This is a genomic window from Bradyrhizobium sp. CAR08 (genome assembly GCF_052871955.1).
The window spans coordinates 80972-93114 of the sequence record NZ_JBIXJX010000026.1 but is presented as its reverse complement, the minus strand read 5'-3'; the positions used below and the strand labels follow the sequence as shown (position 1 = coordinate 93114).

Annotated in this window: 10 protein-coding genes; 3 read left to right on the top strand and 7 right to left on the bottom strand. The window is 63.6% G+C overall.

Annotation, left to right across the window (positions count from 1 at the left end; all coding sequences use genetic code 11):
* Positions 1–240 precede the first annotated feature (240 nt).
* Positions 241–3717: an indolepyruvate ferredoxin oxidoreductase family protein gene (locus ACIPUD_RS35390; protein ID WP_085352076.1), complete on the bottom strand. Its 3477-nt coding sequence runs from the start codon at positions 3715–3717 to the stop codon at positions 241–243.
* A 175-nt stretch (positions 3718–3892) separates the two neighbouring features.
* Between ACIPUD_RS35390 and ACIPUD_RS35385 the strand changes: the two genes are divergently transcribed.
* The 3 genes from ACIPUD_RS35385 (at position 3893) to ACIPUD_RS35375 (ending at position 7423) form a co-directional block, all read left to right on the top strand.
* On the top strand, positions 3893–4858 hold the full coding sequence (locus ACIPUD_RS35385; RefSeq protein WP_446482485.1) for a hypothetical protein: 966 nt from the start codon (positions 3893–3895) through the stop codon (positions 4856–4858).
* A gap of 197 nt (positions 4859–5055) precedes the next feature.
* A complete protein-coding gene (locus tag ACIPUD_RS35380; protein WP_085352077.1) occupies positions 5056–5757 on the top strand; it encodes a cysteine hydrolase family protein in 702 nt (233 codons plus the stop codon).
* 10 nt (positions 5758–5767) lie between these two features.
* The gene (locus tag ACIPUD_RS35375; protein WP_085362231.1) at positions 5768–7423 is read left to right on the top strand and encodes a regulator; all 1656 of its coding nucleotides are present in this window, start codon (positions 5768–5770) and stop codon (positions 7421–7423) included.
* Here ACIPUD_RS35375 and ACIPUD_RS35370 read toward each other — a convergent pair whose 3' ends face one another.
* The 6 genes from ACIPUD_RS35370 to ACIPUD_RS35345 form a co-directional block, all read right to left on the bottom strand.
* Positions 7424–8248 (bottom strand): carbohydrate ABC transporter permease, encoded by an 825-nt coding sequence (locus ACIPUD_RS35370; RefSeq protein ID WP_204510551.1) that lies wholly within the window; start codon positions 8246–8248, stop codon positions 7424–7426.
* Positions 8245–9183: a carbohydrate ABC transporter permease gene (locus tag ACIPUD_RS35365; RefSeq protein ID WP_018457161.1), complete on the bottom strand. Its 939-nt coding sequence runs from the start codon at positions 9181–9183 to the stop codon at positions 8245–8247. Before ACIPUD_RS35365 ends, ACIPUD_RS35370 begins: the two co-directional genes overlap by 4 nt.
* Positions 9180–10502, bottom strand: coding sequence for an ABC transporter substrate-binding protein (locus ACIPUD_RS35360; RefSeq protein WP_026233315.1), 1323 nt, complete (start codon positions 10500–10502; stop codon positions 9180–9182). Before ACIPUD_RS35360 ends, ACIPUD_RS35365 begins: the two co-directional genes overlap by 4 nt.
* Before the next feature lie 78 nt (positions 10503–10580).
* Positions 10581–11360: a sulfur oxidation c-type cytochrome SoxA gene (soxA, locus tag ACIPUD_RS35355; protein WP_446482484.1), complete on the bottom strand. Its 780-nt coding sequence runs from the start codon at positions 11358–11360 to the stop codon at positions 10581–10583.
* On the bottom strand, positions 11357–11674 hold the full coding sequence (soxZ, locus tag ACIPUD_RS35350; protein WP_018457158.1) for a thiosulfate oxidation carrier complex protein SoxZ: 318 nt from the start codon (positions 11672–11674) through the stop codon (positions 11357–11359). The genes soxA and soxZ overlap by 4 nt, the downstream gene beginning before the upstream one ends.
* On the bottom strand, positions 11674–12141 hold the full coding sequence (locus tag ACIPUD_RS35345; protein ID WP_026233314.1) for a SoxY-related AACIE arm protein: 468 nt from the start codon (positions 12139–12141) through the stop codon (positions 11674–11676). The genes soxZ and ACIPUD_RS35345 overlap by 1 nt, the downstream gene beginning before the upstream one ends.
* Positions 12142–12143 lie beyond the last annotated feature (2 nt).

Sequence of the window (12143 nt, the reverse complement as noted above, 5' to 3'; positions counted from 1 at the left end):
GACTGATCCCGAACCGCCGGCACAACTCCCGCCGGTTCGCCCCTTCCTGCAACGCAAGCCGCACAAACTCCCGTCGCTGATCCATCACCGACACCTCGTTCCAGGGCATGGAAGGCCTCCCGAATCGACCATTCCAGCCCAGTTTGAAGTGTCAGCTATGTCTCCGAACACCTGTCAGTGATCTGTCCGGTCTAAACACTTCGCGGGCGATGACACCGAGAATGTAGCGCCAGTCTTCCGCTACTCCGCAGCCGCAGCAAAGCGGCTGTTCTCCAGTTCTGCTTCCAGCCGCGCCTTCTCCGCCGCCGCCAGTTTGATGTTGGCTTCCTTGACATGCCCGAAGCCGCGGATCGTCTCCGGCAGCCGCGCGAGCCTCGTCAGCAGCGGGATCTGCTCCGCTTTCAGCCCGGCGATGCGCTGATCGATCATGTCGAAATAATCCGCGACCAGCTTCCGCTCGGTGCGGCGCTCCTCGGTGCGGCCGAACGGGTCGAACGCGCCGCCACGCAGGAACTTCAGCCCGGCGAGGAGGCGGAAGGCGTGAATCATCCAGCCGCCGAATTCCTTCTTCTGGAGGTGTCCCGTCGTCTTGTCGCGCTGCGCGAAGATCGGCGGGGCCAGATAGAACTTCAGCTTGAAGTCGCCGTCGAATTTCTCCGAGACTTTCTTGGAGAAGCTGCCATCGGTGTAAAGCCGCGCGACTTCGTATTCGTCCTTATAGGACATCAGCTTGAACAGGTTTTTCGCGACAGCCTCGGTCAGCTCCGTGCTAGCAGGCGAGGTTGCTGCTTCCGCCTTGCGCACCTTGGCGACGGCGGCGAGGTAGCGATCGGCGTAGGCCCTGTCCTGATAGCCGGTCAAAAACTCCGCGCGCGTTGCGATGATGTCGTCGAGCGACTTTGTCGGCGCGGAGGTTCGGCTCCTGAATTGCAGCACGCTCCGCACCCGCGACATGTCGTGGGCGGCGAGGCGTCCCCAGGTGAAGGCGAGCTTGTTCATTTCGATCGCGGCGCCGTTGATCTCGATGGCGCGAAGCAGCGCTTCCAGCGACAGCGGGATTGCGCCCTTCTGGAAGGCGAAGCCGAGCATGAAGGGATTTGTCGCGATCGAATCGCCCATCAGTGCCGAGGCAATGCCGGTGGCATCGATGATGTCGAGGTTCTTGTCGCCGACGGCGTCGCGCAGCACGGTCTGCATCGTCCCCATCTCGAAATCGAGGTCGGGGTTTTGCACGAAGCTCGCGGTCGGCTGCAGGTCGGCGTTGATATACGCTTTCGTCGTTCCGCGCTCGGCGCGACTGAGCGCGGAGGGACCGGCCGAGACGATCATGTCGCAGCCGAGGATGACGTCGGCGCCGCCCGTCGTGATCCGGACCGCGGAGATGTCTTCCGGCTTCGCGGCGATGCGCACATGGCTCATCACCGCGCCGTTCTTCTGCGACAGGCCGGTGAAGTCCAGCGCCGAGCAGCCGCGGCCGTCGACATGGGCGGCCATGCCGAGCAGCGCGCCGATGGTGATGACGCCGGTGCCGCCGATGCCGGTGACGAGGATGTTGTAGGATGCGTCCAGCTCACGCGCGGGTGGCAGCGGCAGGTCGGCAAACAACTGGCCTGAATCCACCGCCGAGGTCTTGATCCGCTTGAGCGTGCCGCCGTGCACGGTGACGAAGCTCGGGCAAAAACCCTCGACGCAGGAGAAGTCCTTGTTGCAGTTCGACTGGTCGATCTGGCGCTTGCGGCCGAACTCGGTCTCCAGCGGCTGCACCGAGACGCAGTTCGACGCTTGCGAGCAATCGCCGCAACCTTCGCAGACGAGCTCGTTGATGAAAGCGCGCTTGGCGGGATCCGGATAGAGCCCGCGCTTGCGGCGGCGGCGCTTTTCCGCGGCGCAGGTCTGGTCGTAGATCACGACCGTAAGACCCTTGATGTCGCGCAGCTCGCGCTGCACGGCGTCGAGCTCGCGGCGATGATGGACGGTCGCGCCTTGCGGGAAGTAGTTGGTGTCAGGGTATTTGGTCGGATCGTCCGAGACGATCGCGAGCCGCTTGACGCCCTCGGCCCAGACCTGATGCGCGATCTGGGCGACGTTGAAGCCGCCCTCGGCCGGCTGGCCGCCGGTCATCGCGACGGCGTCGTTGTAGAGGATCTTGTAGGTGATGCTGATGCCGGCGGCCGATGCCGCGCGAAGGGCGAGCAGCCCGGAATGGGTGTAGGTGCCGTCGCCGAGATTCTGGAAAATGTGCTGCTCGGTCGTGAAGGGCGCTTGTCCTATCCAGTTCACGCCCTCGGCGCCCATATGCGAGATCAGATCGGTGCGGCGCGTCGGCATGCTCAGAGCCATGCCGTGGCAACCGATGCCGGCCATGGCTCGGCTTCCCTCGGGCACGCGCGTGGAGGTGTTGTGCGGGCAACCCGAGCAGAAGAACGGCGTGCGCGCGAGCTTGATTTGCCCGGAAGCCGGAACAGGAGTGTCGAAGGCCTCGAGCCGGGCGAGGCGCTGCTCCAGCACTGGGCTGTGGTGGCCGAGCTTGCGCAGCCGCGCCACCAGTGCGGATGCAACGATGGTCGGCGTCAGCTCGCCCTCGCTCGGCAATAGCGGCGCGCCGCGTTCGTCGCGCTTCCCGGTAACGGTTGGGCGCCTGGACGCATCGATATTGTAGAGGATGCGCATCAGCTGGTCTTCGATGAAACCGCGCTTCTCCTCGACCACCAGCACGTCCTGAAGCCCTTCGGCGAAGCGCTTGGCCCCGCTTTCTTCCAGCGGCCAGGTCATCGCGACCTTGTAGATGCGCAGGCCAAGGTCCTCCGCGTCCTTGTCGGAAATGCCCAGATCGGCCAGCGCCTGCCGCAGATCAAGATAAGCCTTACCGGTCGCGACGATGCCGAGCCGTGCCGGCCTGGAGTCGAGCACGATGCGGTCGAGCTGGTTGGCGCGCGCAAAGGCCTGCACCGCCGCCATCTTCGGGCCGAACAGGCGCCTCTCTGCGTCCAGCGGCGGATCGGGCCAGCGGATGTTGAGGCCGCCGGGCGGCATCTCGAAATCGTCGGGGAGCTTAATCTGGATGCGTTCGGGATCACTGTAGATCGAGGCCGAACTCTCCACGGTTTCGCTGATCGCCTTGAAGCCGACCCAGCAGCCGGAGAAGCGCGACAGCGCAAAACCGTAAAGGCCGAGGTCGAGATAATCCTGCAGCGTCGCCGGGTTGATCACGGGGATCAGCGCCGCTGCGAAGACCTGCTCGCTCTGGTGTGCCAGTGTCGAGGATTGGCAGCCATGGTCGTCGCCGGCAAGCGCGAGTACGCCGCCATTCAGCGAGGTGCCGGCGGCATTCGCATGCTTGAGCGCGTCAACCGAGCGATCGACGCCGGGCCCCTTGCCGTACCAGATGCCGAACACGCCATCGACCTTGGCGCCGGGAAACAGGCCGACCTGCTGGCTGCCCCAGACGGCGGTCGCCGCTAGGTCCTCATTAAGGCCGGGGACGAAGGCAATGTCGTGCTGCTGGAGGTATGACTTCGCGCGCCACAGCGCGTGGTCGTACATGCCGAGCGGGGAGCCGCGATAGCCCGAGATGAAGCCGCCGGTGTTGAGGCCCTGAAGTCGATCGCGTTCGCGCTGCAACATGGGCAACCGGACCAGCGCCTGCGTGCCGGACAGGAAGATCCGCTTCGATTCGAGCCGGTATTTGTCGTCCAGCTCGACCTGCATCAGCGTCATTCGGAAGTCCTCGTCTCTTGGTCGGCTCTTATTCGACTTGGGGTTTGCGCTGCGGGAGGGAGGAGCGGCTGCGCGACGCGAATTGTGACAGTCAAGGGCATGCACAGGCGAAGTCAATATCGCTGGCCGCATCCGTGGCGCTCCTGCTAGTCATGGCTTGCTTGCGGAGGACACCATGACGGCACAAGTGTTCGATACCGAGATCACGGAGACCGACGGCGCTCTGATCGGGCCGTGGCGTCAGCCGCGTCAGATGCTGCAATCCCAAACCTACGACGCGCACGCCTCGATCCACGACGACGCCACCGCGCAGAAGCTCGGCTTCAAGGGCGGCACCATCGAGGGCCCGACCCATTTCAGCCAGTTTGCTCCGCTCGGCGCGCGTTTGTGGGGACAGGTCTGGTTCGAGAGCGGATGCCTCTCCGCGCACTACCGCAGCGTCTGTTACGAAGGCGAGGCGGTGCAGGCGATCCTGTCGAAGCCGTTGCCCGGCACCAGCCAGTGCCAGATCCACATGATGAAGCGCGACGGCACGGAGGTGCTGCGCGGCACGGCTTCGGTCGGAGAACCGCAGGCCGCAACCGCGCTGGAGGCGCGCCTTGGCGAACTCAAGCCTCTGACCGATCCCGTGATCCTGCGCGACGTCAAGGTGGCGCAGACGAGCCGGCGGCAGGCGGTGCGGATGGCGTTCGACCAGACCATGGGCGAGCTCTATCCGTTTTCTCTGCGCCAGAAGCTCGCGGTGATCACCGAGACCTCGCCTTACTATTCGAGCGGCGACAATCCGTGGCGCAAGCCCATCATCCCGATGGAGATGCTGAGCGTGCTGTTCCAATACCGCTCCAAGGACGATCCTCTCCCGGCCAAGGGCCCGGCCGTCGGCCTGTTCGCCGACCAGGAGATCAGGCTGGTGAGGGGCCCGCTTTTTGTGGATGAGGAGTACGACGTCGAGCGCGAGGTTGTCGCGCTCTCTGGCAGCCGACGCACCGAGAGCGCCTGGGTGAAGACGCGCGTGTTCGACAAGACGAATTCGGTGGTGGCGACCATGTTGCTGAACATGGCGACGCTGAAGGATTCCTACGCGCCGTATGAGGAGGAGTATCGGCAGTTGTACGGGGCCGGGCGGAATGACGGCGGATAGGGTTGCCGCCGCTCATCCTCTAGGCAATTGCGCGTCGCAAAGCCGTCGCACAGCGAATGAGCAGGCGTCGGTCCATTTCCTAACTTCCTGACACCACAGCAATTTTCTCGGCCGCCCGCGCCCAATCGTCATTGTACACAATGGCATGGCGCTTGCAGAACTCCTGCAGAGGGAGTTCTCGTGGGGGGCCTTGAGTCATGTTGAACTCGACCAAGCCGACACTGGGTGTCATCAGCGCCGAACCGGAGCCGGTCAAGCTCGAGTGGTCGGCCACCGCGCTTCTGATCATCGACATGCAGCGCGATTTCATGGAGCCCGGCGGTTTCGGCGAGACGCTCGGCAACGACGTCAGCCAGCTCGCGCGCGCGGTGAAGCCGATCGGTGCGGTGCTGAAGGCGGCGCGGGATACCGGCATGCTGGTGATCCACACGCGCGAGGGCCATTTGCCCGATCTCTCCGACGCGCCGCCGGCGAAAATCGAGCGCGGCGCGCCATCCTTGCGCATCGGTGACCCCGGTCCGATGGGCCGCATTCTCATTCGCGGCGAGGCCGGCCACGACATCATCCCGGAGCTCTACCCGCTCGACAGCGAGATCGTGATCGACAAGCCCGGCAAGGGCGCGTTCTACGCCACCGAGCTCACCGACGTGCTGGAGAAATACGGCGTCGAGAATCTGCTGGTGTGCGGCGTCACCACCGAGGTGTGCGTCAACACCACCGTGCGCGAGGCCAATGACCGCGGCTATCGCTGCATCGTCATCTCGGACGGCTGCGCATCCTACTTCCCCGAATTTCACGAGATGGGCTTGAAGATGATCAAGGCCCAGGGCGGCATCTTCGGCTGGGTTGCAAGCTCAGCCGCGGTTCTGGAGGCGATGAAGATTTCCACATCAGCGTAGGGGCATCACGATGAGCACAGGCACGACAGGGACGGCCGGCACCTCCGAGTTCAAGCCAGCACTATGGACACCGGGCGACTGGAACGCGTTTTTCGGCTTCGGCACCAACATCCTCGTCAACATGCTGGTGCTCACAGGCCTGTTGCGCTTCGTGTTGAAGATGCCCGACTCACTGGTGTTCGGCCGCATCCTTCCCGCACTCGGGCTGATGATGTGCCTTTCCACCTTCTACTACGCGTTCCTCGCTTATCGTCTGGCACAGACGACCGGCCGCAACGACGTCTGTGCGTTACCGTCAGGCGTCAGCGTACCGCACATGTTCATCGTCACCTTCGTGATCATGCTGCCGATCACGATCAAGACCGGCGATCCGCTCAAGGGCTGGTCGGCGGGCCTGGTCTGGGTGTTCTTCCAGAGCTTCATCCTGATGATCGGCGGCTTCATCGCGCCGTTCATTCGAAAAATCACACCGCGCGCGGCGCTGCTCGGTACGCTCGCCGGCGTATCCGTCACCTTCATCTCGATGCGGCCGGCGCTCGAAATGTACATGACTCCGCAGATTGGCCTGGTCTGCTTCGCCATCATTCTGGTGAGCTGGTTCGGTGGCGTGAAATATTGGCGCGGCATTCCCGCCGGTCTCGTCGCGATCGCGGTGGGCATGGTCATCGCATGGGGTTCGAACCTGTTCGGCCTCGGTCTCGGTGGACTGAGCGTCAAAGGCGTCGGTGATGCCTTTGCCAATTTCGGCTTCTCGGTGCCGATCCCGGCGGTAGGCTACGTTTTCTCCGGTTTCGAATTCCTCGGAATCATTCTGGTTACCGCCATTCCGTTCGGCATCTATGATCTCGTCGAGGCCATGGACAATGTCGAGAGCGCGGAGGCCGCCGGCGACGAATATCCGACCACGCGCGTGCTCACCGCCGACGGAATCGTCAGCCTGATTGGCTGCCTGATGGGCAATCCCTTCATCAACGCCGTCTATATCGGCCATCCCGGCTGGAAGGCGATGGGCGGCCGCATCGGTTACTCGGCTGCGACCGGCATCATGGTGGTGGTGCTGGCCTGGTTCGGCATCATCTCGGTGCTGCTGGCGCTGGTCCCTGTCGTCGCGATCTCGCCAATCTTGCTCTATATCGGCATGCTGATCGGCGCGCAGGCGTTCCAGACCACGCCGGTCAAGCACGCGCCCGCGATCGTGCTGGCGCTGACGCCGCATCTGGCCGCCTGGGCCAAGCTCCAGATCGACACCATGCTGGGCTCGACCATGAACGCGGCTGCGACCGTCGGCGGAATGGCCGCCGACAAGGCCGACGCGGTCAAGGCTGCGGCGATCGCAGCACTGCCTCAGCAGGGCGTGTTCTATCACGGACTCGAAGTGATGGGCGGCGGCTCCATCCTCGGCGGCCTGATCCTGGGTGCGATCGGTGTCTTCATCATCGAGCGCGACTTCGAGAAGGCCTCGGCGTTTGCCCTGGTTGGTGCGGTCCTGACCTACTTCGGCTTCATGCACGGCGAAGCCGTCGGCATCGGCGGCGGCTTTGGCGTCACGCCCGCGGTCGCGTTCGCCTATGCCGTGATGGCCGCCGGTTTGTTCGCGGCCAGCCGGCTCGGCGCGAGCGAGTCCTACATGCCGCACGCGGACATGCACGCGGCACCGGCGGAGTAGCTACCCGCCCTTGACGGCACCCGCGGTGAGCCCGGCGACGATCTGTCGCTGGGCGAACACCGTGAGCAGCAGCACCGGAAGGGTGACGATCAGCGCGGCGGCCGCGAGCGGCCCCCAGCTCAATTGGTCGAACGAGATCATGTTGTAGACCGCGACTGGCAAGGTGCGTGTCTCGCGTCCGGCCAGCACGATGCCAAAGACAAAGTTGTTCCAGGAGAAGATCACGGCGAGAATGAAAGCGACCGCGATGCCAGGCTTGGCGATCGGCAGCGCGACATGGCGGAAGACCTGCCAGCGCGTGGCGCCGTCGATGAGGGCTGCTTCTTCCAGCTCCATTGGCGTCGTCTCGAAATAGCCGATCATAATCCAGATCACGATCGGCACCGTGACCACGAGGTGGATGATGATCTGCGGCACCAGCGTGCCGAGCAGTCCCAGCCACTGGAACATGAGAAACAGCGGGATCAGATAGGACAGGCCCGGCGTGATGCGGGCGATCAGGATCACGATCGCGGATTTATGCGCGGCCATGCGTGCGATGCCGTAGCCGGCGGGAACGCCGACGAGCAGGGCAAGCAGCGTCGCACTGCCGGTGACGATCAGGCTGTTGATGAAATAGGTCAGAAAGCGGTTGGAGGCGAGCACGTCGGCATAGTTTTTCCAGGCGACATGCTCGGGAAAGAACACCGGTGGGTAGGCGGCGTTGTCGATCTCGAATTTGAGCGACAGCGACAGCATCCAGAGAAAGAACAGGATCGCCGGCGACACGATGAGGAACACCGAGAACCACAGGCCGATCTTGCCGATGATTTGCCTTGGACTCATGTGCCGCTCGCGATCTCGGTCCACAGCATGCGTTGGCGTGCATAAAGCATCACCGCCGCGAGCAGAACGATCAGCAGGAAGAACACGACCGCGATCGCCGAGCCGTAGCCGAGGTCGTAATAGGAGAAGGCGACGCTGTAGAGATAGATGTTGATCGTCTCCGACGCCGATCCCGGACCGCCCTGCGTGATCGCGAAAATGATGTCGAAGCTCTTCACGGCATCGATCATGCGGATCATGCCGGCGATGAACAGGAACGGCATGATCAGCGGCAGGGTGATGAAGCGGAACACCTGCCAGATGCTGGCGCCGTCGATCTGTGCACTTTCGTAAGGCTCGGTCGGGATCGCTGCCAGGCCGCCGAGCACGATCAGCATGACCAGCGGCGTCCATTGCCAGGTCTCGACCAGCACCAGCGAGGGAATGACGGTCGCGGGATGGAATACCCAGAGCTGCGCGGGGATTCCGACCAGTGACAGCAGATAGTTCAGTACGCCGAGCTGCGGGTGGAACATCATGGTCCAGACCAGCGCGATCGCCACCGGCGTCGCCATCATCGGCATGATGAAGACGCCGCGCAGAAAGCCGCGGCCAGGGAATTTCTGGTGAAACACTACGGCCGCAAACGTGCCGAGCACGAGCGGCAGCAGCACGGAGAGTGCGGTGTAGACCAGTGTATGTCCGATGGCCTCAATGAAGCGGGGATCGCTCGTCAACCGCAGATAATTGGACAAGCCAACGAAGGTGGTCGACGAGCCGACCTTCCATTCGTTCAGGCTCATCCAGATCGTGAAGACCCACGGAAAGATGATGATCGCGATCACGACGACCAGCGCCGGGACCACGAACGGCCAGTAGGACGGCGGCCGCAACTCCTTCTCCGGCGCGGCATCAGACTGTGCCGCGCCCGGAGTCGATTGTGTCAACGCACTCACGCCTTCTCGCTACGCTCCAGGATCGGCCGGTACTGATCGTTGGCCTTCTTCAGCTCGGCGGCAGGATCGGCGCCGGACAAGGTCGCAGTGACCGCGGCGCCGACGATGTCGCGGAATTCGGCGACCGGAATCACGACGGGCAGGCCCAGCTTGCTGATCTTGCCGGAATCGATCACCGATTGCAGCCATTCCTTGGTCTTGACGCCCTTCTGGACCTCGGGATCGCCGAGGATCGAATTGCGGAACGGTACGCCGCCGCCGGCCTGCAGCAGCCGCGCGCCCTGGGTTTTCGAGACCACCCATTGGCAGAGCAGATAGGCGGCTTCCTTGTTCTTGCTCGCAGCGGCAACGCCGATGCCGTCGCCATAGGTCGAGGAATATTGGCCCTTGGGGCCAGCGGGCACGACGGTGTAGCCGACCTTGCCGACAACGCGCGAGGCGGCCGGATCCTCCAGCGGTGGCGCCCAGCCGACGCCGTCGATCCACATCGCGGATCGGCCTTGCGTGAACGAGGCCATCGACTCCATCCAGTTGAAGCCGGCGACGCCGGGCGGTGCCGATTTCGTCAGGAGCGTCTGATACAGCTTGGTCGCGGCAATCGCTTCCGGACCATCGGTCAGGATGTTGCCCTTGGCGTCGAGGAATTCCCCGCCATAATTGAGGAAGAAGTTGCTCCACATCGCCATGTTGGCATTGCGCAAGCCGCGCCCGACAAAGCCGTAAATCCCTTCCTTGGTATCGGTGAGCTTCTCGGCGGCCGCAGCCATCTCGTCGAGGGTTTTGGGAACGGCGACGCCCTTCTTCTCGAACAGCTCCTTGTTGTAATAGAGGATGAAATAATCGACCGACCAGGGCAGCGACAGCATCTGGCCCTTGTCGTTCCTGGCATATTGCAGGCCCGCGGCCGAGAAGTCGCTCTCGACGAGATCGGGCGCGGTCAGCGCCGGGTCCTTCATGAAGGGCGTCAAGTCGGCGAGCCAGCCGGCCTTCTCGAACTGCCGCTTCTGCACGTGGTAGCTGAGATGGACGACGTCGAAGCTCGGACGGCCCGAGGTGAACTCGATCACCACCTTCTGGCGCTGCTGCTGCTCGGGAATCTGCTCCGCTTCGACCTGTATGCCGGTGAGTTCGGTGAACTCCTTGACGTATTTTTGCAGGTTGTCGCCGCGGGGGCCCTTGGCAAGGATCACCTCGAGCTTGGTCCCTGCGTATTTCTTCCAGTTCACCTCGGCGCGCGCCGGCAATCCCGTCAGGCTGAGCGCGCCAGCTGCGGCAGTGCCGGTCAATAGCGTACGACGCGAGATTTTGTGGTTGACCACTTGAGGTCCCTCCCTGTGACTCAATTTGGGCGGATACTAGCGGCCGTTGCGCATCTGCCTAGTCCTAATCTGTGGAATTCAGGGCCGCACGGCCGGCGTTTCCATCGGCAAGCCATGCGCTCGCGACATCAGATAGAGTTCGAGCGCGACCAGCTCGGGCGCGCCGAAATCATAGGCCTGGGCGCGGACACCCGTCATGCAACTGCGTAGCCGGCGCTCCAGCGATCCCAGCGTCTGCCATTCCAGCCGATAAAGCGGATAGCCGGTCGGCTGTCCCTGCGTGATCGGCGCGCCGGCAAGCCGGTTGTTGAAATTGTCGTCGTGGCAATTGGTGCAGGCAAGGTTGAGCTGCCCTTCGCGCTGCATGAAGAGGTCGCGGCCCTGCTCGACGAATGGCTTCAATTGCGGATCGTCGCCGGCCGTGATCGTGATGCCGCGCGATTGATGCGCGACGAAGGCGGACAGGGCCAGCAGGTCGCGGCTTTCGTAGGGGAGCGCCGGTGCTTGTTGATGATTGCTGCGGCACAGATTGATGCGCTGGTCGAGCGTGACGGGCCGCGCCAGCGCCTTGTCGAAGGCCGGATAGCGCGCCGCGACGCCTTTCATGCTGCCGCGTGCATCGCCATGGCAATCCGCACAGGCCTTGTCGGCGCTGCCGGTCTTCTTCGTCCACAACGCCTCGCCGTCGAGCACGAACAGCATGCCGGGATTTGAGGTGTCGTCATCCTGCATCGCGCGGGTGTCGGGCCCCATGAACGAATAGCCGGAGCGGCGCGAGTCCGGCGGAATCTCGCCGGCGAGCAGGGCAGGGGCCGTGGCGAGGAACGCCGCGGCCGATATCGCGCGCCAAAAACTCATTCGACCGTGATCGACGCCGATGCGCTGGACAAATAGCCGTTGTCGCCGATCCATTCGAACTCGAACTTGCCGCTCTCCTTCGCGACCGTGAAGAACGACAGATAGGGATTGGCCGCGATCGCGGGGAAGAGATCGGCGCGAAAAATCTCGGTACCGTTGTAGCGGCACGTGAAGCTCGTGATGATGTCGCGCGGCACCAGCGCGCCGTCCGCCGTATGGCGGAAGCCGGTTTCCATGATGTGCGAGGTCAACGTGCGGATCTCGACGATTTCGCCGCGTCTGGCTTTCGCGGGAACGTTGATGAGCGCGGCCATCAGTTCATCTCCTCGGTGCAGGCGGCCAGCGTCACGACGATTTCCGTCGTGACCTGCCAGAACGTGTCGTCGGAAAGACGCGCGATCGCCACCACCTTCTGGGTATCCGCGAGCCGAATCCGGGTCGAGATCTGGGCGCGGCCGGAGGAGGGGCCGAGATGGAAGTTGCCGATGTTCGGCTGCGGGTTCTTCTCGTTGAAGACGTGGATGCTCTTGACGTAGTCGTCCGCCGTCATCGGGCTCGCGACGCTCACGGTCAGCGGCACCGTGTTGCCGTTCTCGACCAGCGGCGGAATGTCGAGCTTCACCTTGCCGGAGCGTACAGGTGCTTCGCCGACGACGTTGCGGATCGCGGCGGTGAGCATCGCCGGTGTCGCCTCGAGCGGCCGCAGCGTGACGATCGGGAGCGTCCCGGCGACCGTCACGCTTCCAGCAAGGTTCAGGAATTGTCGTCGCGTGGTCGGCATGA

Coding starts and splice junctions, on each gene's coding strand:
- ACIPUD_RS35375 (WP_085362231.1), top strand. CDS start 5,768: ATGAGCACAGGCACGACAGGGACGGCCGGCACCTCCGAGTTCAAGCCA.
- soxA (WP_446482484.1), bottom strand. CDS start 11,360: ATGAGTTTTTGGCGCGCGATATCGGCCGCGGCGTTCCTCGCCACGGCC.
- ACIPUD_RS35370 (WP_204510551.1), bottom strand. CDS start 8,248: ATGAGTCCAAGGCAAATCATCGGCAAGATCGGCCTGTGGTTCTCGGTG.
- ACIPUD_RS35390 (WP_085352076.1), bottom strand. CDS start 3,717: ATGACGCTGATGCAGGTCGAGCTGGACGACAAATACCGGCTCGAATCG.
- ACIPUD_RS35380 (WP_085352077.1), top strand. CDS start 5,056: ATGTTGAACTCGACCAAGCCGACACTGGGTGTCATCAGCGCCGAACCG.
- ACIPUD_RS35345 (WP_026233314.1), bottom strand. CDS start 12,141: ATGCCGACCACGCGACGACAATTCCTGAACCTTGCTGGAAGCGTGACG.
- ACIPUD_RS35385 (WP_446482485.1), top strand. CDS start 3,893: ATGACGGCACAAGTGTTCGATACCGAGATCACGGAGACCGACGGCGCT.
- soxZ (WP_018457158.1), bottom strand. CDS start 11,674: ATGGCCGCGCTCATCAACGTTCCCGCGAAAGCCAGACGCGGCGAAATC.